The 23,093-nt window shown below is 70.6% G+C and carries 28 protein-coding genes and 1 pseudogene; 10 read left to right on the plus strand and 19 right to left on the minus strand.

Annotation, left to right across the window (positions count from 1 at the left end; all coding sequences use genetic code 11):
- Positions 1-290: pseudogene (locus ACLBX8_RS30155) on the plus strand (hypothetical protein); the annotation flags it as partial.
- On the opposite strand, the gene ACLBX8_RS30160 reads toward ACLBX8_RS30155, so the two are convergent.
- Positions 291-878: a histidine phosphatase family protein gene (locus ACLBX8_RS30160; RefSeq protein WP_020094240.1), complete on the minus strand. Its 588-nt coding sequence runs from the start codon at positions 876-878 to the stop codon at positions 291-293.
- 44 nt (positions 879-922) lie between these two features.
- On the minus strand, positions 923-1,318 hold the full coding sequence (locus tag ACLBX8_RS30165; protein WP_447716276.1) for a VOC family protein: 396 nt from the start codon (positions 1,316-1,318) through the stop codon (positions 923-925).
- 399 nt (positions 1,319-1,717) lie between these two features.
- Between ACLBX8_RS30165 and ACLBX8_RS30170 the strand changes: the two genes are divergently transcribed.
- Positions 1,718-3,409: a methyl-accepting chemotaxis protein gene (locus ACLBX8_RS30170; RefSeq protein WP_447716277.1), complete on the plus strand. Its 1,692-nt coding sequence runs from the start codon at positions 1,718-1,720 to the stop codon at positions 3,407-3,409.
- 6 nt (positions 3,410-3,415) lie between these two features.
- On the opposite strand, the gene recF is transcribed toward ACLBX8_RS30170, so the two are convergent.
- Together recF and dnaN are read right to left on the minus strand one after the other, a co-directional pair.
- On the minus strand, positions 3,416-4,570 hold the full coding sequence (gene recF, locus ACLBX8_RS30175; protein ID WP_091681201.1) for a DNA replication/repair protein RecF: 1,155 nt from the start codon (positions 4,568-4,570) through the stop codon (positions 3,416-3,418).
- A 220-nt stretch (positions 4,571-4,790) separates the two neighbouring features.
- Positions 4,791-5,912: a DNA polymerase III subunit beta gene (gene dnaN / locus ACLBX8_RS30180; protein WP_100252450.1), complete on the minus strand. Its 1,122-nt coding sequence runs from the start codon at positions 5,910-5,912 to the stop codon at positions 4,791-4,793.
- 312 nt (positions 5,913-6,224) lie between these two features.
- Between dnaN and ACLBX8_RS30185 the strand changes: the two genes are divergently transcribed.
- The gene (locus tag ACLBX8_RS30185) at positions 6,225-7,472 is read left to right on the plus strand and encodes an MFS transporter (protein WP_447716278.1); all 1,248 of its coding nucleotides are present in this window, start codon (positions 6,225-6,227) and stop codon (positions 7,470-7,472) included.
- A gap of 24 nt (positions 7,473-7,496) precedes the next feature.
- Here the strand turns inward: ACLBX8_RS30185 and ACLBX8_RS30190 are convergent, their stop codons facing one another.
- Positions 7,497-7,733 carry a hypothetical protein gene (locus ACLBX8_RS30190; RefSeq protein WP_447699695.1) on the minus strand — a complete coding sequence of 79 codons (237 nt, stop codon included), beginning with the start codon at positions 7,731-7,733 and terminating at the stop codon, positions 7,497-7,499.
- A gap of 113 nt (positions 7,734-7,846) precedes the next feature.
- Entirely contained in the window at positions 7,847-9,127 is a 1,281-nt protein-coding gene (locus ACLBX8_RS30195; protein ID WP_447699696.1) for a hypothetical protein, read from the minus strand.
- Positions 9,128-9,459: 332 nt separating this feature from the next.
- On the opposite strand from ACLBX8_RS30195, the gene flgB reads away from it, so the two are divergent.
- From flgB to ACLBX8_RS30230, 7 genes are all read left to right on the plus strand, one after another.
- Entirely contained in the window at positions 9,460-9,861 is a 402-nt protein-coding gene (gene flgB / locus ACLBX8_RS30200; protein WP_056533882.1) for a flagellar basal body rod protein FlgB, read from the plus strand.
- 65 nt (positions 9,862-9,926) lie between these two features.
- Complete coding sequence (gene flgC, locus ACLBX8_RS30205) at positions 9,927-10,334, plus strand: flagellar basal body rod protein FlgC (protein WP_020094248.1); 408 nt, start codon at positions 9,927-9,929, stop codon at positions 10,332-10,334.
- A gap of 44 nt (positions 10,335-10,378) precedes the next feature.
- Positions 10,379-10,693: a flagellar hook-basal body complex protein FliE gene (fliE, locus tag ACLBX8_RS30210; protein ID WP_012319201.1), complete on the plus strand. Its 315-nt coding sequence runs from the start codon at positions 10,379-10,381 to the stop codon at positions 10,691-10,693.
- Between the two features lie 48 nt (positions 10,694-10,741).
- Complete coding sequence (gene fliQ / locus ACLBX8_RS30215; protein ID WP_012319200.1) at positions 10,742-11,008, plus strand: flagellar biosynthesis protein FliQ; 267 nt, start codon at positions 10,742-10,744, stop codon at positions 11,006-11,008.
- 51 nt (positions 11,009-11,059) lie between these two features.
- A complete protein-coding gene (gene fliR / locus ACLBX8_RS30220) occupies positions 11,060-11,821 on the plus strand; it encodes a flagellar biosynthetic protein FliR (RefSeq protein ID WP_042675345.1) in 762 nt (253 codons plus the stop codon).
- A 53-nt stretch (positions 11,822-11,874) separates the two neighbouring features.
- Positions 11,875-12,942, plus strand: a complete 1,068-nt coding sequence (gene flhB / locus ACLBX8_RS30225) for a flagellar biosynthesis protein FlhB (protein ID WP_056533880.1) — start codon at positions 11,875-11,877, stop codon at positions 12,940-12,942.
- 179 nt (positions 12,943-13,121) lie between these two features.
- Entirely contained in the window at positions 13,122-15,917 is a 2,796-nt protein-coding gene (locus tag ACLBX8_RS30230; RefSeq protein ID WP_447699697.1) for an ATP-binding protein, read from the plus strand.
- A gap of 123 nt (positions 15,918-16,040) precedes the next feature.
- On the opposite strand, the gene recA is transcribed toward ACLBX8_RS30230, so the two are convergent.
- From recA to ACLBX8_RS30295, 13 genes are all read right to left on the minus strand, one after another.
- On the minus strand, positions 16,041-17,102 hold the full coding sequence (gene recA, locus ACLBX8_RS30235; RefSeq protein ID WP_373866322.1) for a recombinase RecA: 1,062 nt from the start codon (positions 17,100-17,102) through the stop codon (positions 16,041-16,043).
- A 516-nt stretch (positions 17,103-17,618) separates the two neighbouring features.
- Positions 17,619-17,882 (minus strand): 30S ribosomal protein S17, encoded by a 264-nt coding sequence (rpsQ, locus tag ACLBX8_RS30240; protein WP_020094254.1) that lies wholly within the window; start codon positions 17,880-17,882, stop codon positions 17,619-17,621.
- A 21-nt stretch (positions 17,883-17,903) separates the two neighbouring features.
- Positions 17,904-18,119, minus strand: coding sequence for a 50S ribosomal protein L29 (rpmC, locus tag ACLBX8_RS30245; RefSeq protein WP_020094255.1), 216 nt, complete (start codon positions 18,117-18,119; stop codon positions 17,904-17,906).
- A gap of 12 nt (positions 18,120-18,131) precedes the next feature.
- Positions 18,132-18,545, minus strand: a complete 414-nt coding sequence (rplP, locus tag ACLBX8_RS30250) for a 50S ribosomal protein L16 (protein ID WP_012319193.1) — start codon at positions 18,543-18,545, stop codon at positions 18,132-18,134.
- A gap of 11 nt (positions 18,546-18,556) precedes the next feature.
- Positions 18,557-19,303 carry a 30S ribosomal protein S3 gene (gene rpsC, locus ACLBX8_RS30255; RefSeq protein ID WP_012319192.1) on the minus strand — a complete coding sequence of 249 codons (747 nt, stop codon included), beginning with the start codon at positions 19,301-19,303 and terminating at the stop codon, positions 18,557-18,559.
- 10 nt (positions 19,304-19,313) lie between these two features.
- Positions 19,314-19,700, minus strand: coding sequence for a 50S ribosomal protein L22 (gene rplV / locus ACLBX8_RS30260; protein WP_012319191.1), 387 nt, complete (start codon positions 19,698-19,700; stop codon positions 19,314-19,316).
- A gap of 1 nt (position 19,701) precedes the next feature.
- The gene (gene rpsS, locus ACLBX8_RS30265; protein WP_012319190.1) at positions 19,702-19,980 is read right to left on the minus strand and encodes a 30S ribosomal protein S19; all 279 of its coding nucleotides are present in this window, start codon (positions 19,978-19,980) and stop codon (positions 19,702-19,704) included.
- Positions 19,981-19,985: 5 nt separating this feature from the next.
- Positions 19,986-20,822, minus strand: coding sequence for a 50S ribosomal protein L2 (gene rplB, locus ACLBX8_RS30270; RefSeq protein WP_020094256.1), 837 nt, complete (start codon positions 20,820-20,822; stop codon positions 19,986-19,988).
- A gap of 25 nt (positions 20,823-20,847) precedes the next feature.
- The gene (locus tag ACLBX8_RS30275) at positions 20,848-21,144 is read right to left on the minus strand and encodes a 50S ribosomal protein L23 (protein WP_020094257.1); all 297 of its coding nucleotides are present in this window, start codon (positions 21,142-21,144) and stop codon (positions 20,848-20,850) included.
- The gene (gene rplD / locus ACLBX8_RS30280) at positions 21,141-21,761 is read right to left on the minus strand and encodes a 50S ribosomal protein L4 (protein ID WP_020094258.1); all 621 of its coding nucleotides are present in this window, start codon (positions 21,759-21,761) and stop codon (positions 21,141-21,143) included. Before rplD ends, ACLBX8_RS30275 begins: the two co-directional genes overlap by 4 nt.
- A complete protein-coding gene (gene rplC / locus ACLBX8_RS30285; protein WP_020094259.1) occupies positions 21,761-22,486 on the minus strand; it encodes a 50S ribosomal protein L3 in 726 nt (241 codons plus the stop codon). Before rplC ends, rplD begins: the two co-directional genes overlap by 1 nt.
- A 51-nt stretch (positions 22,487-22,537) precedes the next feature.
- The gene (gene rpsJ, locus ACLBX8_RS30290; RefSeq protein WP_007569268.1) at positions 22,538-22,846 is read right to left on the minus strand and encodes a 30S ribosomal protein S10; all 309 of its coding nucleotides are present in this window, start codon (positions 22,844-22,846) and stop codon (positions 22,538-22,540) included.
- Positions 22,847-22,926: 80 nt separating this feature from the next.
- Positions 22,927-23,093: EF-Tu C-terminal domain-related protein (locus ACLBX8_RS30295; protein ID WP_447700615.1), on the minus strand; the 167-nt coding region annotated here is incomplete at its 5' end.

Consider the following 23,093-nt stretch of genomic DNA (forward strand, 5'->3'; position numbering starts at 1 on the left):
CGTGGCGGGGCGGGGCGCGCGCGCAGGCGGCGGCCCAGGCGCGGCGCTGGCGGGAAGGCGCGCTGACCGCGGCGGTGTCCCGCACCGCGACGGCGGCGGAACGCGCCGGCGAGGACGCGCGCTGCGCCGCCGAGGTGGCCGAGGGGGCGGCACCGTTCCTGACCGGAACCTGGGCCGAGGCCTGCGCGATCCTCGCGGAGACCCTCGCCATCGGCCGGCAGGCGCCGGAGATCGCCGTCGCCGGCGCCCGTCAGCGCATGGACGCGGCGCGCGCCCGGGTGCCGGCCTGATCAGGCAGCCGCGGGCGCGGCGTCGAGATCGAAGTCGATGGTGCCGCAATTCTCCAGGAACGTGCCGGTGAGGTGGTAGAAGAACGTCCCGTGGCCGACCACCGCGATGGTGGTCTCAGGCCGGGCCCGCAGCCAGTCGCGGAACGCCGCGACCCGGGCGTCGAACAGGGGGCGGGGCTCCACCGGGTAGCCGCCGACCTCGCAGCCGGGCTCCGCGTGCCACCAGACCTCGGGCAGGTGCCCGACATCGAGGTGGGGGAAGTCCGCGGCGATCTCCGAGGCGGCCCGGCCGACATCGCAGCTGCTCTCCTGGCACTCGCGGTGCAGCACCTCGACCAGCACCCGCGGTCGGCTCGGATGCTCGCCGAACAGGATCGCCGCGGTCTCGATGGCGCGGGTCAGGGGCGAGACCACCACGAGGTCGAAGGGGATCGGCCGCAGCCGCTCCCGCGCGGCCCGGGCCTGGGCCTGGCCCAGCTCGGTCAGGCGGGCGTCGGGCAGGCCGGGATCGCCGCCCCCGTGCCGGTGGGCGGCGTTGAAGGTCGACTGCCCGTGGCGGATGCAGACGATGCGGGTCTTGTCCTGCATGGATCTCGAAGACGTTCCGGAGAGGGAATGGCGGACCGGACCGGTCACGCGAAGCGGCCGCCGCGCTGGATGACCTCGATCTTGTAGCCGTCCGGGTCGGTGGCGAAGAAGAACCGCGCGAGCACGTCGTCCCCGTGCTTGAGGGTCTTGACGTCGGTGGCCGTGAAGCCCTCGCGCCGGTGCCAGGCGTGCTCGGCCTCCACGTCGTCGACCACGAAGGCGATGTGCCCGTAGCCGTCGCCGAGATCGTAGGGCTTGTCGCGGCCCTTGTTCACCGTGAGCTCCAGCTCGAACGGCGAGTCCGGATCCCGCATGTAGACGAGGGTGAAGTCCGGGAAGTCGAACCGGCCGGACACCGCGAGACCAAAGGCACGGGCATAGTAGTCGCGCGCGCGCTCTTCCTCGAGGACGCGGATCATGGCGTGGACGGGCTTGGACATGCGCGCGGAGTTCCGTGGGCACGCCGGCGGCGTGCAGCGCCCACTATGTGGCGCGATCCGCAGCCGCGAAAAGGCCGGTGGCGCGGCGCCGGGGTCGCGCCCCGGGACGTCGCCCACGAGCTGTCGAAGAACCCGGCCCGTAAAGACCGATCCCATATTCCATATCCTAGATCAATATTTGTTCTTTAAATCGTTCCAATGAGTGTATTGTAGTCAATATATGAGGAGCCATGCTGATATAAAATATCGCAAAAAGCTCGGACACACAAAATCAAACCGCAAAATGATATTTCTCATTGACACAAACGCGCTTTCAAAGCTTTATCGACCTCGACGACCAAAGTGAATCCCATGAGATCATGAGGCCGATCATCGATCGAGTGAAGGGATTTCAAGACAGTGATACGCTTATCCAATATCAATATACTTCCAAAAATTGCTGCCGTCATCGCGCTGATATGCGTGATTGTCGGCGGATGTATCTGGTACGCTCAGGCGCGGATGACGGTCATCGACGACCGCTACAGCGAGTTCCTCGCCCGCGAGGCGACGGCGGTGGCGGAGGCACGCAGGCTGAACCGCCTGGTGATCGAGTTGAATTACTGGGTCTACCGGATCATCGCGGAGACCGATCAGGGCCAGATGCAGGCCGCCAACAGCGGCTTCGAGGCCGCGCTGCCCGCGGTGAGGGCGCTCCTTCCGAGCCTCCGATCGCACGCCCCGACCTTCGCCGCGCGCATCGATGAGCAGGCCGCGCGGATCGAGCGCTATCTCAGGGACGTGAGCGAGGTCCGCCGGCTGGGCACCGCCAATCAGAACGAGCAAGCCATCGCGCTGATCCACACGGCGATCGACCCGACGTTCTCCGGCTTGCTGACCGACGGCAACCGGATGGCCGAGGACATCGATACGTACATGCAGAAGGGCTCGGGCGACCTGACCGATCAGACCAACGAGACCCGCCGGACGCTGATGATCGTCAGCGGTCTCGGCATGCTGGCGGGGCTGCTGGCGGCAGTGTTCATCGCCACGGTCGGGATCACGCGGCCGCTCGACCGGCTGGTCAAGGTCCTGCAGCGGATGGCGCAGGGCGAGGTCGAGGCCGAGATCACCGAGGCCGCCCGAAGGGACGAGGTGGGGGCCGTCGGCAAGGCCGTCGAGGGCATCAAGGTCATGGTCACCCGCAAGGCCGCCGAGGAAGCCGAGATGAAGCGCCGCGCCGACGAGGCGGCGGTGGCCGCGCGCAGGCGGACCATGGTGGAACTCGCGGACGGGTTCGAGCGGGCCGTGGGCAGCATCGTCGGGATGGTCTCGTCCTCGGCTACCGAGTTGCAGGCCACGGCGCAGACCATGACGTCGAGCGCGACCGAGACGGCCAGCCAGTCCACAACGGTGGCGGCCGCCGCCGAGCAGGCCTCCGCCAACGTCCAGACCGTGGCGGCCGCCGCCGAGGAGCTGGGCACCTCCGTGCAGGAGATCGGCCGGCAGGTCCTCGGCTCGGCCAACCTCGCGCAGGCGGCGGTCGGCGAGGCGGACGAGACCCAGCACCTCGTTCAGGCGCTCAGCCAGGCGGCGACGCGCATCGGCGATATGGTCGGGCTCATCGCGAACATCGCCGGCCAGACCAACCTGCTGGCGCTGAACGCCACGATCGAGGCGGCGCGGGCCGGCGAGGCCGGCCGCGGATTCGCGGTCGTCGCCGCCGAGGTCAAGGAGCTCGCTGGCCAGACCGCCCGGGCCACCGAGGAGATCAGCCAGCAGATCGGCCAGATCCAGGGTGTGACCGGCCAGGCGGTCTCGGCCATCGACACGATCGCCGCCCGGATCCGCGAGATCGACGCGGTCGCCGCCACCATCGCGGCGGCGGTCGAGGAGCAGGGCGCGGCCACGCAGGAGATCGTCCGCAACGTCTCGCAGGCGGCGGCCGGCACCGACGAGGTGACGAGCAACATCTCCGGAGTGGCGCGGGCCTCGGAAGAGACCGGAGCCGCGGCAGCCCAGGTTCTGGGAGCGGCCGGCGAGCTGTCGCGCCAGTCCGAGCATCTGGGCGTCGAGGTCGCACGCTTCCTCGGGTCGGTCCGGGCGGCCTGAGGCCGATCAGCCGCCGACCCGCAGGACCTGCGTCCGGGTGCCGGCCTGCGCGAAGGCGTCCGGGTCGGCGCCGGTCATCCAGACCTGCCCCGGGAGGGCCTCGAGGGCCTCGAACAGGCCGGCCCGGCGGCGGGGATCGAGGTGGGCCGCCACCTCGTCCAGGAGGATCAGCGGGGCGATGCCGCTCATGGCCCGCACCAGCCGCGCGTGGGCGAGGACGAGGCCGATGAGCAGCGCCTTCTGCTCGCCCGTGGACGCCGTCCCGGCCGGCACGTCCTTCGGGCCGTGGCGGACCACGAGGTCGCTGCTCTGCGGCCCGATCAGCGTGCGGCCGGCGGCCCGGTCCCGATTGCGGCCGTTGCGGAGCGCCATGCGGTAGCGGTCCTCGGCCTCGAGGGCCGGCCAGACAGCGACCAGATCGTCGAGGTCGCCCTCGAGGCGGATGGCCGCCCAGGGGAAGGGCTGCGCGTCGTCCCGGGTCTCGGCGATCAGCCGGTCGAGGCGCTCGGCGGTCTCGCGCCGGGCGAGCGCCACGGCGACGCCGAGCTCCGCGACCTCCCGCTCCACCGCGTCGAGCCAGCGGTCGTCGTCGGGCCGCTCCTCCAGCAGGCGGTTGCGCGAGCGCAGGGCCCGCTCCAGCGCGGAGACCCGGGCGCCGTGGGCGGCGTCGACCGCCAGCACGAGACGGTCGAGGAACCGTCGCCGGTCTCCGGCCGCCCCGCGGAACAGGCCGTCGAGGTCGGGGGTCAGCCAGACGACCCGCAGGAACTCGCTGAACGCCACCGGCGAGGCCGCGGTGGCGCCGTCAATCCGGCACAGCCGGCTCGCGCGCCCGTCGGGACCCGGCGGCTCGAGCCCGGTGCCGAGCCGGTGCTCGGCGCCGTCGCGGTCGAGAGTGAGCGAGACCGCGAATCCCCCCGGGCCGCCGCTGCGCGCCATGGCGGCGAACTCCGCCCGGCGCAGGCCCCGGCCCGGCACGAACAGCGAGAGCGCCTCGAGCAGGTTGGTCTTGCCCGCGCCGTTCTCCCCGACCAGCGCGACGAAGCGGGCCTCGGGCGTCAGTTCGAGGTCCGCGTGGTTGCGGAAATCGCGGGCGATCAGGCGGGTGACGCGCAGGCTCGACCCGTCGAGCTCGTCCCGCGGATCGCGGATGTCGCTCATCGGTGAACCGAGGGGTGAATCGAGGGGCTGAGACGCGCCGCGCTCAACCGTCCCTTGCTGTCTGACATCCCATCCAACCACCTCGCCCCGAGGCGCCCGCGTCAGCGGGCCGCGCGGGCGGGCTCCAGAAACCACATCGCCGTCCGGGGACCTCCCGCGCGGCCCCCGCTGCGCTCCGGCACCTCGGGACGAGGGCGGGACCGGGATCCGCGCGGCCGCCTCACACCCGCATCGGCATCAGCACGTACAGCGCCGGCGCGCCCTCGCGGTCCTGGATCAGGGTCGGCGAGCCGGGATCCGCGAGCTTGAACAGGGCGGTGTCGCCCTCGAGCTGCGCGGTGATGTCGAGGAGGTAGCGGGCGTTGAAGCCGATATCGAGGCCGGCCGCCTCGTAATCGACGTCGAGTTCCTCGGTGGCACTACCGGAATCCGGGTTGTTCACCGAGAGCGCGAGGCGCCCTTCGGCGAGCCCGAGCTTCACCGCGCGCCCGCGCTCCGACGAGATCGTCGAGACCCGGTCCACGGCCTTCGCGAAGGCGTCGCGCTCGACGGTCAGCCGCTTGTCGTTGTTGGCCGGGATCACGCGCTGGTAATCCGGGAAGGTGCCGTCGATCAGCTTGGAGATCAGTGTCAGGCCGCCGGCGAAGCGCAGGCGGATCTTCGCGGGCGACAGGTCGACCGAGACGGTCTCGCCGCCGTCGTCGAGGAGCTTCTGAATCTCGGCGACCGCCTTGCGGGGCACGATCACGCCCGGCATGCCGACGCTGCCCTGCGGGGCCGGGATCTCGACGCGGGCGAGCCGGTGGCCGTCCGTCGCCACCGCCCGCATCGCCGGGCCGTTCTCGGTCTCCAGCGTGTGCAGGTAGATGCCGTTCAGGTAGTAGCGGGTCTCCTCGGTGGAGATCGCGAACTGGGTCTTCTCGATCAGCCGCTTCAGGTCGGCGGCGGCGATCTCGAAGCCGTGCGGCATCTCGCCGGCGGCGAGGTCCGGGAAGTCGCCCTCCGGCAGGGCGCCCAGGGCGAAGCGCGAGCGTCCGGACCGGATCGTCATCTGGCCGGACTCGCCGCCGGTCTCCAGGGAGACCTGCGCGCCGTCGGGGAGCTTGCGCACGATGTCGTAGATCACGTGCGCCGGCACGGTTGTGGCGCCCGCATCCGCCACGTCCGCCGGCACGCTCTCGGTCACCTCGATGTCGAGATCCGTCGCCCGGAGCTGGAGACCCGACCCTTCCGCGCGCAGGAGCACGTTCGACAGGATCGGGATCGTGTTGCGGCGCTCGACGACCCGGTGCACGTGGCCGAGCGACCTGAGCAGGGCCGCGCGCTCGACAGTGACTCTCATCGCAATACTCAAGTGATAGGGACGGCGCCGCGGCCGGCGACCGTCGCGGAATATGGCCGTTCAGCTTGGCGAAGGGGACAGGGGAACGCAAGGCCGCCGTCGGTGCACCGCACAGCGACCTCCGCGTCCAGGGCGGATGCCCATGTCCGGAGCGGGGTATCGGCCCCCGGCGGCCCGTGCGAAAGCGCTGCGACCGACCCGGACCCCCCATCCCGATCATGCTGCAGACCATCGACCCCGCGGGCAACACCGCAGACCCCTCGCAGGCCACCCCGAGCGCCCCCCCGAGCGCCCCCCCCGAGTGCTCGGCGGATCCTCGCCGCGAGCTTCGTCGGGACGGCGATCGAGTTCTTCGACTTCTACATCTACGCCACCGCCACCGCCCTGGTGATCGGCCCGGTCTTCTTCCCCGCCGGCGCGCCCGGCGTGCAGCAGCTCAGCGCCTTCGCGACCTTCGCCATCGCGTTCATCGCGCGGCCCGTCGGCGCGGCCCTGTTCGGGCATTTCGGCGACCGGGTCGGCCGCAAGGCGACGCTGGTGGCGTCGCTGCTGATCATGGGCATCTCCACGGTGCTGATCGGCTGCCTGCCGACCTACGCGTCGGTCGGCTGGTGGGCGCCGGCGGCGCTGTGCATCCTGCGCTGCGGGCAGGGGATCGGGTTCGGCGGCGAGTGGGGCGGCGCGGCGCTGCTGGCGGTCGAGAACGCGCCGCCGGGCCGGCGCGCGTGGTACGGCATCTTCCCGCAACTCGGGGCGCCGGTCGGCTTCGTCCTGGCCAATCTCGGCTTCCTCGCCCTCAGCTTCGGCCTGACGCCCGAGAGCTTCCAGGCCTGGGGCTGGCGCCTGCCGTTCCTGGCCTCGGCGGCGCTCGTCGGCGTCGGGCTCTATGTGCGCCTGAAGCTCACCGAGACGCCGGCCTTCAAGGCGGCGCTCAGCCAGGCGCGGCCGGAGCGCGTGCCCTTCGCCACCATGCTGACCCAGCACGGCCACGCCGTCCTGGTCGGCACCTTCGCGATGGTGGCGGTGTACGCGGTGTTCTACCTCTCGACCGTCTTCGCCCTGGGCTACGGCACCGGCACCCTCGGCTACAGCCGGCCGACCTTCCTGCTGTTCGAGTGCATCGCGGTCTGCTTCATGGCGCTGGGCACCGTCGTGTCGGGGGCCGCGGCCGACCGCTTCGGCCGCCGGCCGGTGCTGCTCTCCGGCATGGCCGTGACGTTCCTGCTGGGCTTTCTCATGGGGCCGATGCTGGGCCACGCCGCCGGCACCGGCACCTGGCCGCCGGTCCTCGGCTTCCTGTGCCTCAGCCTCCTGACGATGGGGTGGGTGTTCGGACCGATGGGCGCCGTCCTGCCTGAGCTGTTCCCGACGCGGGTGCGCTACACGGGCGCCTCGGTGACCTACAACCTCGCGGGGATCCTCGGGGCGTCGGGCGCGCCCTACATCGCGCAGCAGCTCGCGGCCTACGGCGGCATCGGCTTCGTCGGGTTCTACCTGGCGGGGGCCGCGATCCTCAGCTTCCTCGCCGTGCTGGCCATGCCGGAGACCGCCGGCCGCTGACGGGACGGGCGGGCGCCGCCGGCCTCAGCGGCCGGCGCGATCCTGAGCCGCCGCCACGGTGGGCTCGAAGCGCCCGAGGAAGCGGGTCCGCTCCCACAGCTCGATCGCGTGGCGCCCGACCATCGCCCGGGCGCGGCGGCGCGCCTGCGTGTCGTCCTCGGCCGACAGGATCTCGGCCGCGCGGACGCGGCCGGCCCGGTCGAGCCGGAAAGCGCTGTAAGCGCGGCTCCGGTGAGCCGTTCCAGCATCCAGCGCGAGCATAGCGACATCCTCCGCGCCGGAACGTCCCGGAAGATGGTTAACCTTCGGTAAATCGCGGTTCTCGCGATCGAGGACGCGGTCCCGACGCGCCCGCTCGGCGGGGGCGGAGTTCCTCAGCTCCGCTTGTCGAGTGGGCGACCGAGGAGGCGGGCGAACTCGGCCTCGATCTCCTCCACCGAGAACGGGTTGCCGGATCCCTTCGCGTCGGGCGTGGGCGCGGACGGCGTCGTCGTCGTCGGCGGCGGCGGGGCCGGCACGGGCGGAGGGGGTTCGACCTTGGGCATCGCCGACGGCGGCACGGGTTTAGCCGGAGGCGGAGGTGGCGGCGGGGCCTCGGGCTCGTCGACCGGGGCGGGGGCGGGCAAAGGTTCGACCGGGACGCTCGCCATCGCGGCGGCCAGCGGATCGACGCCCTCGGGCGCCGGCGGGGCGGGCGCGGGCTGCGGCGGCGGCGTCACGGCCGAGGACGAGCGCGACAGGGCGGCCTGGAGCTGCCGGGCCATGTCGGACAGGACCACCGGATCGACCGACTTGCGCTCGGAGGGCACCGCGAGGCTCGGGGCCAGACGGGCGGGTTCCGGCTCCGCCGGTGCCGGCTCGAGCTTGCGCTCGGAGGCCGGGTTGGGCCGCGGCTCGATCAGCGGCGGCGCGGTCCGGCTCAGGATCCGCCGCGGCGCGACCGGCTCGCGCGGCGGGGGCGCGGGCGGCTCCACCGCCGGCGGCGCGATCGGCGGCGACACCATCGGCGGCGACACCATCGGCTCGGGCGCGGGCGGCGCCGGGGGTTGAGGCGCGGGCGCCTGGGGCGGCGCGGCACTCAGAGGTGCGGTGATGTCCTGGCCGGGCTCGTCGCCGCCGAACAGCCCGGGATCGAGGGGCAGAGTCACGGGCGGAGCGGAGGCCGAGCGCGGCACCGGCGACGGCACCACCACCGGCATCGCGAAGCCCGGATCGAACAGCGGTTCGGCGCGCCGGCCACCGGATTCCGGCAGACCGCGGGGCGGCTCGGGCAGGCGGCCGCCCTGGACGAGGGGGTCCGGGAGCGGCTCGTCCAGCGGCTCCGGCGCCAGCTCCGGCCGGATCGCCGCCTCCGGCAGGGGCCGCTGGCCGCGCTGGATGTTGCGCTCGACCACCACGTCGTTGGGGCCGCCCACGAGGAGCAGGTGCTCGACATTGTCCCGGCGCAGCAGGATGAGTTGCCGGGCCCGGTCAAGCTCGTACACGTCGACGATCCCGAGGCGCGGCTGGCGCCCGCGGCTCCCGGACCGCCCCGGCAGGGCGAGGCTCCGGCCGGTGAGCCGGCGCACCGTGAACACGATCGCCGCGAGCGCCGTGAAGATGACGGCGAAGATCACGATATACTGGACGATGGGGGAGCCGTCAGAGCCGAACACGGATTGCAGCCATCGCAAGATTACGCACTCGCACGTTCCGACCGCCGCGGGTGCGCGCCGGCACGGACTTGATCCATACCACGCCGGAGGGGCGGCAAGGCAAACGACGTTAAGAGTTCGTTAACAGACCTTTTAATTGAGCGCGCGCAAGACAATAGGTCGGGACTGCGCCGCCGGCCCGGCCGAACCGGGGGTTCACTCCCCCCGTGGCGCGAGCTGACGCGGGCACCGGCCGGCCCGGAGATCGGGCTTAACGCGCCGTTAACCATGCAGGCGGCAGATTTTGCCGAGCCCGCTCGTCCCGGCGCGGCCACGCCATCCCGGAGGCGACCATGGCCCTCACCGATCTGCCCGTGCTGAGCATGCTGCGCACGCGGATGCAATGGGCGCAGGCGCGCCAGGGCGTGATCGCCGAGAACGTCGCCAACGCCGACATGCCGGGGTTCAAGCCCCGCGACCTCGTGGAGCCGCGCTTCGACCGGGCGACCGGCGCCCTCGCCACCAGCGGCTCCGGCCTGACGCTCACGAGCGCGGGCCACATGGCACCGCCCGGCCAGACGGTCGGAGCCGACTCCAAGCGCGCCAAGGGCTTCGAGGTCCGGCCCAGCGGCAACGGCGTCAACCTCGAGGACGAGATGATGAAGGCCGGCGAGAACCAGGCGGACTACCAGCTCGCCGCCTCGCTGTACCAGCACAGCCTGACCACCCTGAAGATCGCGATCGGCAAGAGCTGACGCGCGACGGCCGAATGTGGAGCGCCGACGGCCGCGGGGTCGCGGCAGCGGGAGGGTCCTGAGCCATGGAATTCACGAAGTCGCTGGCGGTGGCGGCCGCGGGCCTCAAGGCCCAGTCGGGCCGGATGCGCATCATCGCCGAGAACATCGCCAACGCCGATTCCGCGCCGGCCTCCGCCGGGGCGCAGCCCTACCGCCGCAAGATCCCGACCTTCACCAGCCACCTCGACGACGAGACCGGTGCCAAGCTCGTCGAGGCGGGGCGCGTCAGGCGCGACCCGTCGGCCTTCCGGACCAAGTACGAGCCCGGCAACCCCGCGGCCGACGCCCAGGGCGTGGTGCAGATGCCCAACGTCAACGCGCTGATCGAGAACATGGACCTGCGGGAGGCCCAGCGCTCCTACGAGGCGAACCTCAACATGATCAGCGCCACCCGCAAGATGCTGGCGCAGACCCTCGGCATCCTGAAGTGACCCCCGAAGCCCGCGGCAGGACCGCTTAGCAAGGACGCATGGCGATGGCTTCGAGCAACTTCGCGGCGGGTGCCTACGCGGCCGTCCAGGGCCTCGCCGGCGGCCGGCCGGCCCCCCGGGTGCAGCCGACGACCGGCACCGGCACCGACTTCATGCAGATGCTCGGGCAGACCCTGGACAGCGTCGGCGATGCCGGCCGCCGGGCCGATTCCCAGGCCGTCTCCGCGGCCGCCGGCAAGGCCAACGTCGTGGACGTGGTCACCGCGGTCGCCGAGAGCGAGACGGCCCTGCAGACCATGGTGGCGGTGCGCGACCGCATGATCTCCGCCTACGAGGAGATCATGCGGATGCAGATCTGACCGGCCGACCGCTTCCCCGCCCGCTCCCCCCGCACAGATCGCATCCCCATGACCGGCCTCGCCATCCTCGACATCGCCCGCGACGGCATCTTCGTGTTCCTCAAGGTGGCCGGGCCCCTGATGCTGGTCGCGCTCGCGGTCGGCCTCGCCGTGTCCCTGGTCCAGGCCCTGACGCAGATCCAGGAGCAGACGCTGATCTACGTGCCCAAGGTCGTGGCGGTGTTCGCCGCGCTCCTGCTGATGCTGCCCTTCATGGGTGACGCCATGGCCGGCTACATGACCCGCATCGCCGCCCGCATCGCGGCCGGCGGCTGATGCGCCCGCCGGCCGGGACAGGCGCGGCCGCCGCGTGCCATAGGGGCCGCGATGAACCTGCTCCTGCCCGGCATCGCCTCGGCCTACCTGATCACCTTCGCGCGCATCGGCACGCTGATCATGCTGATGCCGGGGATCGGCGAGCAGACCGTGTCGCCGCGCCTGCGCCTCGCCTTCGCGCTTCTCACGTCCCTGGTGCTGTTCCCGACCGTGCGCCCGCTGCTCGGCGGCACGGAGGGCGTGGCCGGCCCGCGGCTGATCGGGCTCCTGTTCGGCGAGACGATCATCGGGCTGGTGCTCGGCCTCACGGTGCGGATGATCCTCGCCGCCCTTCAGACCGCCGGGGTGATCATCTCGGCGCAGGTCGGGCTGTCCTACGCGATGACGGTGGATCCGAGCCAGGGCGGCCAGCAGGTGGCGATCGGCAACTTCCTGTCGTTGCTCGGGATCACGCTGATCTTCGCCGCGGACCTGCACCATCTCGCCATCGAGGGCGTGGCCCGCAGCTACGTGGTGTTGCCCCCCGACGGCGTGCCGTCCTTCTCGGACGCGCTGATGCTGGCCACGAAGGCGCTCGCCCGGGGCTTCACCCTGGCGGTGCAGATCGCCGGCCCGTTCATCGCCTTCGGGATCCTGTTCAACCTGGGTCTCGGCGTGCTGTCGCGGCTGATGCCCCAGATGCAGGTGTTCTTCCTGGCGGTCCCGGCCTCGGTGCTGATCGGCATGCTGCTGCTGATGGGCTGCCTCGGCGTCATGATGGGCGTCTTCCTGGACGACCTGGGCCGGTATCTCGGGGATTACGTCGGCCGCTGAGCGGCCGGATCGCCCGTGCCCCGACGATGTCCCCGCTCTGAGCCCGACGCGCGATGGCCGACGATACCGACGACGAGGACAAGACCGAGGAGCCGTCCCAACGACGGCTCGATCAGGCGATCGAGCGCGGCGACGTCGCGACCAGCACCGAGATCAACACCTTCGCGATACTGGCCGCGTTCACCCTGGCGCTGCTGGTCGCGGCCCCGACCATCGCCTCGAACCTGCTGCACGGGCTCAAGGCCTACCTCGCCAACGCCCATACCCTGCCGGACGACGCCACGGCCATGAAGGCGGCCATGACGCGCGGCCTGTGGCTGTGGCTCCAGGCGGTGGCGGTGCCTGTCGGGCTGGCGGTCGTGGCCGGGCTGGCCGCGGGGCTCCTGCAGCACCCGCTGGTCTTCTCCGCCGAGACGCTGATGCCGAAATTCTCGCGCCTCTCGCCGATGGCGGGCGTGAAGCGGCTCCTCGGCGTCGAGGCCCTGTTCCAGTTCGGCAAGGGGCTGGCGAAGATCGCCGCCGTGGGCGTGGTCGGCGCGGTGATGCTGTGGAACGACCGCGACCGGCTGGAAGTGTTCGCACAGCTGGACCCGGCCGCCTCCATGCCGGCGATCCTGTCCCTCAGCCTGAAGCTGCTCGCCGGCATGCTGTGCATGCACCTCGCGATCACCCTCGGCGACGCGCTCTACGCGCGGTTCCGCTGGCGCAAGCGCCACCGGATGTCGAAGGAGGAGCTCAAGCAGGAGATGAAGGAGTCGGAGGGCAATCCCGAGGTGAAGGGGCGCCTGAAGCAGCTCCGGATGGCCCGGGTGAAGAAGCGCATGATGGCCGCGGTCCCCACCGCCACCGTCGTGGTGACGAACCCCACCCACTACGCGGTGGCGCTACGCTACGAGACCGGCATGGCCGCGCCGGTCTGCGTCGCCAAGGGCGTCGACGCGCTCGCCCTACGCATCCGCGCGGTGGCGGCCGAGCACGGGGTCGCGGTGATCGAGAACCCGCCGCTCGCCCGGGCGCTCCACGCCACCGTGGAGATCGACCGGGAGATCCCGGCCGAGCACTACCGCGCGGTGGCGGAGGTCATCGGGTTCGTGCTGCGCCTGCGGAGACGGGCGGCGTAGCCCCGCGCGATCCGCGCGCCGCGCCGTCTCGCCGAACGCCCGGTGGGGCGAAAGCCACGCTTCCTCCACCTTTTTTCGCGAGGCTGTGTCAAGGCTTGGCGCGACGAGACTGATGCCGCGCCCCGCATGTCCTGATATGGCCGGCGGACTAACCGGGTGACTGTTCTGGAATGAAGCCGATGGCCGACGTCACTGGACCTCCGGCGCCCGCCGCGGGCCCGCAGAATTCGGGTCCCCCGGTCGCGCAGGCCTCGTCCCTGCTCGGCACGGGCTCGATCGACCGCTCGGAACAGCCGGGCCGGGTCGGCCTGCTCCTCGTGCTCGCCGGCCTGCTGGTCGGCGCGGCCATCGGCCTGTCCTTCGTGGCCAATGAGCAGGCCCAGTCGCTGATCGTCTGGCTGCTGGCCCTCCTGGCCATGGCGGGCGTGTTCTTCCTGTTCGCCCTCGCCATCGGGGCGCTCCAGCTCAGCGGCAGCGCCGCCCGGGACGACATCACCAAGGGCATCGTCGACGCTTCGCCGGACGGCCAGCTGGTCGTCGAGGACGGCGGCCGGCTGATCTACGCCAACGAGGCCTATCTCCGGATCGCCAGCGGCGACACCTTCTCCAACCTCGTGCCGGTGGAGCGCATCCTCGTCGGCTCGCCGGAGGTCTCCGAGGCGGTCTACCGCCTGTCGCAGGCCTCGCGCGACGCCCGGGCCCACATCGAGGAGGTGCGGATGTCGCCGCCCCTCGGGCCCACGGCCGGCGAGCGCGGCTTCGGCTGGTACCGGGTCTCGGTGCGGCCCCTCGCGCGCCCGCGCCGGGCGGCCTCCCTCTGGACGGTGGCCGACATCACCGCCGAGCGGGAGCGGCAGGAGAACGTCTTCCAGGAGCTCCAGCACGCCATCGACTACCTCGACCACGCCCCGGCGGGCTTCCTGTCGATCGATCCGGCGGGCGCCATCGTCTACATGAACGCGACCCTGGCGGCCTGGCTCGGCTACGACCTCGCCAGCGTCGGCCCCGGCGGCCCGCACCTCACCGAGATCGCCCCGGAGGCGGACGTGCTGGTGCGCACGGCCGGCCTGCCGGGCGAGGTCCGCACCGACCGCTTCGACCTCGACCTGCGCCGCCGCAACGGCCACACCCTGCCGGTCCGGCTCTACCACCGGGTCGCCTTCGGCAAGGACGGCAAGCCCGGCTCGTCGCGGACCTTCGTGATCAACCGGTCCGCCGGGGCCGAGACCGACGAGCCGCAGCGCGCCGCCGAGGTCCGGCTGGCCCGCTTCCTCAACAACTCGCCGATCGCCATCGCGACCCTCGACAGCGGCGGCCGGATCGCCCGCGCCAACGCCTCGTTCACGCGCCTGTTCGGCACGGTCCCGCGGCAGGCCGACGACGGCGCCCCGGACGGGGAGGGTGTCCCGCGGGTCGAGCCCAACGTCGCCGACTCGGTGGCCGACCGGACCGCCCTGGAGGCCGGGCTCGCCCGCGCCGCGAGCGGGCGGACGGATCCGGAGCCCATCGAGGTCCAGCTCAACGGGCCCGGCGGCCGCTCGGCCCGGGTCTGGCTGAGCCCGGCCGACGGCGGCGATGCCGGCCAGCAGACCGACGAGGCCGAGCGGGTGATCCTCTACGCCCTCGACACGACGGCGCAGCGCCAACTGGAGCAGCAGGTCGCTCAGGCCCAGAAAATGAACGCGGTCGGCCAGCTCGCCGGCGGCATCGCGCACGACTTCAACAACGTCCTGCAGGCGATCATCGGCTACTCGGACCTGCTGCTCGCGAGCCACCGGCCGACCGACCCGGCCTTCCAGGACATCATGCAGATCAAGCAGAACGCCAACCGGGCGGCGGGCCTCGTCCGCCAGCTCCTGGCGTTCTCCCGCCGGCAGACGCTGCGCCCGGAGGTGATGAATGTCGGGGAGGCGCTCTCCGAGCTGACCCTACTCCTCAAGCGGCTGCTCGGCGAGCGCGTCGCGCTGGAGCTGAAGCACGGCCGCGAGGTCTGGCCCGTGAAGGCCGACGTCAACCAGTTCGAGCAGGTGATCGTCAATCTGGCGGTCAACGCCCGCGACGCCATGCCGGAGGGCGGCAAGCTGATGATCCGCACCGAGAACGTCTCCGATCCGGGGGCGGCCGCCGGGGCGGAGGGGCGCGGCGGGGCGCCGGCGGGCGACCACGTGCTGATCGAGGTGCGCGACACCGGCCAGGGCATCCCGCCCGAGCTGATGGAGAAGATCTTCGAGCCGTTCTTCACCACCAAGGAGATCGGCAAGGGCACCGGCCTCGGGCTCTCGACGGTGTTCGGCATCGTCAAGCAGTCCGGCGGCACCATCGACGTGCAGTCGAAGGTCGGGGAGGGCACGGCCTTCCGCATCTACCTGCCGCGTCACGTGCCCGTTGCGGAGCCCGAGGAGGTGCCGGTCGCGGCGGTCGAGCCGGCACTGCCGCGCGCGGAGCCGCTCGCGCCGGCCTCCACCACCGCCCATCCCGATTCCGGGTCGGAAGCCAAGCCGGTCACCGCGCCGGCCGCGGGCGGCGACGCCGCTGTGCCGAACGGGGAGACGCCGCCCGCCAAGGTCGACAAGCCGGCGCCGCGCAAGCCCGCCGCCGATCATACGGGGCAGGGGACCATCCTGCTCGTCGAGGACGAGGACCCGGTGCGGGCAGTCAACAGCCGGGCGCTCTCGGCCCGCGGCTACACGGTGCTGGAGGCGGCCTCGGGCCTCGAGGCCCTGGCGATCGTCCGCGAGGGCGCGCAGACCATCGATCTCGTCGTCTCCGACGTGGTCATGCCCGAGATGGACGGCCCGACGCTCCTGCGGGAGGTGCGCAAGCATCAGCCCGACCTGAAGGTGATCTTCGTGTCCGGCTACGCCGAGGACGCGTTCCGCAAGAACCTGCCCGAGGGTGAGACCTTCAACTTCCTGCCCAAGCCCTTCAGCCTGAAGCAGCTCGTCGAGACCGTGAAGAAGACGATGGCGGACTGACCGGCCCGTCGCGTCCGGTCACCGTCGCTCAACGAAGAGCGGCCCCGGAGAGACTCCGGGGCCGCGCATCTTCGAACGTCGCAAGGTCCGCCGCGCGCCGTCGCCGGCCCGCGGCGGCGCAGCCTAGGCCTCGCCCTCGTCGAGATCGTCCGCCGTCGGCGCGGCGTTCTCCAAGATCTTCTCGGCGACCAGACCGGAATTCTGCCGGATCGAGCCCTCGATCTCGGCCGCGATCTTCGGGTTGTCGCGCAGAAAGCCCTTCGAGTTTTCGCGGCCCTGGCCGAGGCGCTGGCTGTTGTACGAGAACCAGGCGCCCGACTTCTCGACGATCCCGGCCTTCACGCCGAGGTCGATCAGCTCGCCGACCTTCGACACGCCCTCGCCGAACATGATGTCGAACTCGACCTGCTTGAAGGGCGGCGCGACCTTGTTCTTCACCACCTTGACGCGGACTTGGTTGCCGATCGCCTCGTCGCGGTCCTTGAGCGTCGAGATGCGGCGGATATCGAGGCGCACCGAGGCGTAGAACTTGAGGGCGTTGCCGCCCGTGGTCGTCTCGGGGCTGCCGTACATGACGCCGATCTTCATCCGGATCTGGTTGATGAAGATGACCATGCAGTTCGAGCGCGAGATCGAGCCGGTCAGCTTGCGCAGGGCCTGGCTCATCAGGCGGGCCTGGAGGCCCGGCTGGCTCTCGCCCATCTCGCCCTCGATCTCGGCCCGCGGGGTCAACGCGGCCACCGAATCGACCACCAGCACGTCGATGGCGCCCGAGCGCACCAGCGTGTCGGTGATCTCGAGCGCCTGCTCACCCGTGTCGGGCTGAGAGATCAGCAGGTCGTCGAGGTTCACGCCGAGCTTGCGGGCGTAGACCGGGTCGAGGGCGTGCTCGGCGTCCACGAACGCGCAGACGCCGCCCTTCTTCTGGGCCTCCGCGATCGTGTGGAGCGCCAGCGTCGTCTTGCCGGACGATTCGGGACCGTAGATCTCGATCACGCGGCCGCGGGGAAGGCCGCCGACGCCGAGCGCGATGTCGAGGCCCAGCGAGCCGGTCGAGACGGTCTCGACCTCCTGGACCTTGTCGCTCTTGCCGAGCCGCATGATCGAGCCCTTGCCGAAGGCGCGCTCGATCTGAGACAGGGCGGCGTCGATCGCCTTGGACTTGTCCTTGTCCACCGGGGGCATGTCGACCACTTTCAATGCGGGCTGGGCCATCTGGCGGGCTCCTTATGAAGGGGTTGGACGCAGTTCACAACGCGCGTCGCCACCGCCTCTATGTACCCGTTTTGTTCTCAACCAGCAAGGCCGGAACGCGGTTTTGCTGCACGCAAGTCACGAAATCCCGGCTCGACACCCGGATGCCCCGCGACAGCAATCCAATCCGGTAATCGGCCGCCAAGCCGCGTACGAATGCCGACACAACGCGCCGAACGGGACGACCGCCAGCCGCAATGGCGACGCCTCCCGCGGTCCCGCAGCAGGCTCGGCCCGCCGGCGACCGGGACCCAACCGCCAGACATGCGGCCGAAAACGACGACGCCCGGCACGAATCCGGCTCTCGCGAGTCGAATTGCGTCCGGGCGTTCGTCGTACCGGTCGCCGGGCATCCCCGGGATGGTCACCCCAGAGGGGGCACCATCCCGCGACGCCGCGGGCCGGGATCTGGCGGACGCGGAGACCGCAGCCGCCGGGATCCCGGGATCAGGCGGCCTCGCCGGCCTCGGCCTGGGCGGCCTCGCCCTCGACCAGCTTCCAGGTCTTGGTCTTGGAGAACGGACGGCACTCCTCGATGAACACCGTCTGCCCGACCTTGGCGACGTTGCCCTCGTCGTGCGCGTGGTAGTTCTTCGACCGCCGCACGGTCTTCTTCATCACCGGGTGCGTGAAGCGGCGCTCCACCTTCACCACGATGGTCTTCTCACCCTTGTCGCTGACGACGGTGCCCTGCAGGATGCGCTTCGGCATGGTTGTCTCCTAAAACCCGCCTCAGCCCTTGGCCTGCTGCAGCGTCTTGGAACGCTGCAGAGTCCGGACACGGGCGATGTCGCGACGGACCTCGCGGACGCGGGCGACGTTCTCGAGCTGGCCGGTGGCCCCCTGGAAGCGCAGGTTGAACTGCTCCTTCTTGAGGTTGATCAGCTCGTCATTCAGCTGATCCGGCGACAGCGCCTTCAGATCAGACAGTCTCTGGGTCGACTTCACGATATCCTCCGTTCAGTCGGCGATGCGCTGGACGACCCGCGTGCGGATCGGGAGCTTCGCGGCGCCGAGGCGGAGCGCCTCCTTGGCGATGTTCTCGGCAACGCCGTCGACCTCGAACATGATCCGGCCGGGATGGACCCGGGCCGCCCAGTAATCCGGGGCGCCCTTACCGGAGCCCATGCGGACCTCGGTCGGCTTCGACGACACCGGGACGTCCGGGAACACCCGGATCCAGACGCGGCCCTGGCGCTTCATCTCGCGGGTGATCGCGCGGCGGGCCGCCTCGATCTGGCGGGCGGTGACGCGCTCGGGCTCCACCGCCTTCAGGCCGAACTGGCCGAAGTTCAGCTCGAAGCCGCCCTTGGCCGCACCGTGGATGCGGCCCTTGAACTGCTTGCGGAAGCGGGTCTTTTTCGGTTGCAGCATGGCTTCCTACCTTACGCGTGCTCGCGCTCGCGGCGTCCGCGCTCGCGGCCGCCCTCGCCATCGCGCTCACGGCGTCCGCCAGAGCGGCCGCCCTCTTCCTGGGCCTTCTTGTCCTGGGCCATCGGGTCGTGCTCGAGGATCTCGCCCTTGAACACCCACACCTTGATGCCGCAGGTCCCGTAGGTCGTGAACGCCGTAGCGGTGCCGTAGTCGACGTCGGCGCGCAGCGTGTGCAGCGGGACGCGCCCCTCGCGGTACCATTCCTGGCGGGCGATCTCGGCGCCGCCGAGACGGCCCGAGCAGTTGATCCGGATGCCCTCGGCGCCCAGACGCATGGCCGACTGCACGGCCCGCTTCATGGCGCGCCGGAAGGCGACGCGGCGCTCGAGCTGCTGGGCGATCGAGTCGGCCACCAGGGTGGCGTCGATCTCGGGCTTGCGCACCTCGACGATGTTGATGGTCACGTCGGCCTTGGTCATCGTGCCGACGAGCTTGCGCAGCTTCTCGATGTCCGCGCCCTTCTTGCCGATCACCACGCCCGGACGGCCCGAGTGGATGGTGACCCGGCACTTCCGGTGCGGGCGCTCGATGACGATCTTGGAGACCGCCGCCTGCTTGAGCTGCTTCATGAGGGCGGCGCGGATCGCGACGTCCTCGTGCATGAGCTTCGCGTAGTCGCCCTTGTTGGCGAACCAGCGGGAATCCCAGGTCCGGTTGATGCCGAGCCGGAGACCGATCGGGTTGACTTTCTGACCCATCAGATCCTCCTCAAGCCGCTTCGGCTTGGCGGACTTCGCGAACCACGATGGTGAGGTTCGAGAAGGGCTTCAGGATGCGCGCGCCGCGGCCGCGGGCGCGGGCGTGGAAACGCTTGAGAACCAGCGCCTTGCCCACGAAGGCCTGGGACACGACGAGGTCGTCGACGTCCAGGTCGTGGTTGTTCTCGGCGTTGGCGATGGCGCTCTCGAGGCACTTCTTGACCTCGGTCGAGATCCGCTTGCGCGAGAACTGCAACTCGGCGAGCGCCGTGTCGACCTTCTTGCCGCGGATCATCTGCGCCACGAGGTTGAGCTTCTGCGGGCTGACGCGCAGCATGCGCGCGACGGCCTTCGCCTCGTTCTCGGGGAGCGCGCGGGGGGTGGCTTGCTTGCCCATCTCAGCGCCTCTTCGCCTTCTTGTCGGCCGCGTGGCCCGGGAAGGTGCGGGTCGGCGAGAACTCGCCGAACTTGTGCCCGACCATCTCCTCGGTGACGTAGACCGGGATGTGCTTCTGCCCGTTGTGCACACCGAAGGTGAGCCCGACGAACTGCGGGAGGATCGTGGAGCGGCGGCTCCAGATCTTGATGACCTCGGAGCGCGAGGAGCCCCGCGCCGCCTCGGCCTTCTTGAAGAGGTAGCCGTCGACGAACGGCCCCTTCCAGAGAGAGCGTGCCATAGCGATTACTTCTTGCGGTTGTGGCGGCTGGACAGGATGAACACGTCGGTCCGCTTGTTGGACCGGGTCTTCTTCCCCTTGGTGGGCACGCCCCAGGGCGTGACCGGGTTGCGGCCGCCCGAGGTGCGACCCTCGCCGCCGCCGTGCGGATGGTCGACCGGGTTCATCGCCACACCGCGGTTGTGCGGGCGCTTGCCGAGCCAACGGTTGCGCCCGGCCTTGCCGAGCGAGATGTTCATGTGGTCCGGGTTCGAGACCGCGCCGACGCTGGCGAAGCACTGGCCGTGGACCAGGCGCTGCTCGCCCGAGTTCAGGCGGAGCGTCACGTAGCCCTGGTCGCGGCCGACGATCTGCGCGTAGTTGCCGGCCGAGCGGGCGATCGCGCCGCCCTTGCCGATCTTCAGCTCGACATTGTGGACGATCGTGCCCACCGGCATCGAGCCGACCGGAGCGGCGTTGCCCGGCTTGATGTCGACGCTCTCGCCGGCCACCACCTTGTCGCCCGGCTGCAGGCGCTGCGGGGCCAGGATGTAGCTCTGCTTCCCGTCAGGGAAGTTGATCAGCGCGATGAACGCCGTGCGGTTCGGATCGTACTCGATCCGCTCCACCGTGGCGGCGACGCCGAGCTGCTCGCGACGCTTGAAGTCGACGTTGCGCAGCACGCGCTTGTGGCCGCCGCCGCGGAAGCGGACGGTGATGCGGCCGAGATTGTTGCGGCCGCCGGAGGACGACTTGCCCTCCGTCAGCGCCTTCACCGGCTTGCCCTTGTAGAGCTCACGGCGGTCGACGAGCACGAGCTGGCGCAGGCTCGGCGTGACCGGTTTGAATGTCTTCAAGGCCATCGGCTTGGATCCCTAAATCCCGTCCTCAGAGCCCGGTCGTGACGTCGATCGAGTGGCCCTCGGCCAGGGTCACGATCGCCTTCTTCACGTCGGAGCGCTGTCCGCGGAGACCGCGGAAAATCTTCTTCTTACCCTTGGTGACAAGGGTGTTCACGGCCGTGACCTTCACGTCGAACAGCTTCTCGACGGCCTCCTTGATCTGAGGCTTCGTCGCCTTGGGGGCGACGCGGAAGACGACCTTGTTCTGCTCGGTCAGGTTGGTCGCCTTCTCGGTGATGACCGGGGAGACGACGATGTCGTAGTGGCGCGGATCGGCACTCATTTGAAACGCTCCTCCAGCGCGTCGACGGCAGCCTTCGTCAGGACGAGCGTGTCGCGGCGCAGGATGTCGTAGACGTTGATGCCCTGCACGGGCAGCACGTCGATCTGCGGGATGGCGCGGGCGGCCCGGCCGAAATTCACGTCGACCTCAGCACCGCCGATGATCAGCGCGTTCGAGAGGCCCATCTTGCCGAAGCGCTCGATGAGACCCTTGGTCTTGTGATCCTCGATCTTGATGTCGTCGACGACGATCAGGGTCGAGGCCTTGGCCTTGGCCGACAGGGCGTGGCGCAGGGCCAGCGCGCGGACCTTCTTGGGCAGGTCGTGGCTGTGGTCGCGCGGCACGGGGCCGAAGGCGCGCCCGCCGCCGCGGAACTGCGGCGCCGAGGCCGCGCCGTGGCGGGCGTTACCGGTGCCCTTCTGCTTGTAGAGCTTCTTGCGGGTCCGGTTCACGTCCGAGCGGTTCTGCACGGCGTGGGTACCGGCGCGCCGCTTGGCGAGCTGCCAGCGGACCATGCGCTGCAGCAAGTCGGCGCGCGGCTCCAGGCCGAAGATCTCTTCGTTCAGCTCGACCGAGCCGGCGCCGGCACCGTCGAGGGTTTTGATATCGAGCTTCATCACGCGGTCTCCTCAGCCGCAGGGGCCTCGGTCGCCGGGGCGGAGGCGCCGTTCTCGCGGAACTTGCCCGGCAGCGGAACGTCGGCGGGGAGCTTGCGCTTCACCGCGTCGCGGATCTGGATCCAGCCGCCGGCGACGCCCGGGACCGCGCCCTCGACCAGGATCAGGCCGCGCTCGGGATCGGTGCGCACGACGCGCAGGTTCTGGGTGGTGACCCGCTCGACGCCGAGGTGACCCGGCATCTTCTTGTTCTTGAAGGTCTTGCCCGGATCCTGACGGCCACCGGTCGAACCGATCGAGCGGTGCGAGATCGACACGCCGTGGGTGGCGCGCAGGCCGCCGAAGTTCCAGCGCTTGATACCGCCGGCGAAGCCCTTACCGGTGGTGGTGCCGGTGACATCCACGAACTGGCCGGGGATGAAGTGGTCCGCGGTGATCTCGGCGCCGACCGGGATCAGCGCGTCCTCGGACACGCGGAACTCGGCGAGCTTCTTCTTCGGCTCGACCTTGGCGACCGCGAAGCGACCCCGCTCGGCGGCCGAGACGTTCTTGACCTTGGCCTTGCCGACGCCGACCTGCAGCGCGACGTAGCCGTTCTTCTCGACGGTGCGGTGGGCAACCACCTGGCACTGATCGATCTTGAGCACGGTGACGGGGACATGCTCCCCCGCGTCCGTGAAGACGCGGGTCATGCCGACCTTCTGTGCGATGACGCCTGAGCGCATAGGTTCTCTCCCTCGCGCGATGAAACGGTAAGCTCTAAGTCCTCAGCGGACTCAGAGCTTGATCTCCACGTCCACGCCAGCGGCGAGGTCGAGCTTCATCAGCGCGTCCACGGTCTGAGGCGTCGGATCGACGATATCGAGCACCCGCTTGTGCGTGCGCATCTCGAACTGCTCGCGCGACTTCTTGTCGATGTGGGGCGAGCGGTTCACGGTGAACTTGGCGATGTGCGTCGGGAGCGGGATCGGGCCGCGGATGGTCGCGCCCGTACGCTTGGCCGTGGAGACAATCTCCTTGGTCGACGCATCGAGGATGCGGTGATCGAACGCCTTGAGGCGAATGCGGATGTTCTGACCGTTCATGATCCTGGAACCTTGAGAGGGACGGCGGGGTACGCGAGGCCTTCACCCCGCCGCGCCCTGCTAAGGATGCTTGCTCGAGCTCAGTCGTTGATGGCGGCGACGACGCCGGCGCCGACGGTTCGGCCGCCCTCGCGGATGGCGAAGCGCAGCTTCTCCTCCATGGCCACCGGCACGATCAGCGCCACGTCCATGGTCACGTTGTCGCCCGGCATCACCATCTCGGTGCCCTCCGGCAGCGTGCAGATCC

It is taken from the genome of Methylobacterium sp. D48H (assembly GCF_053345715.1).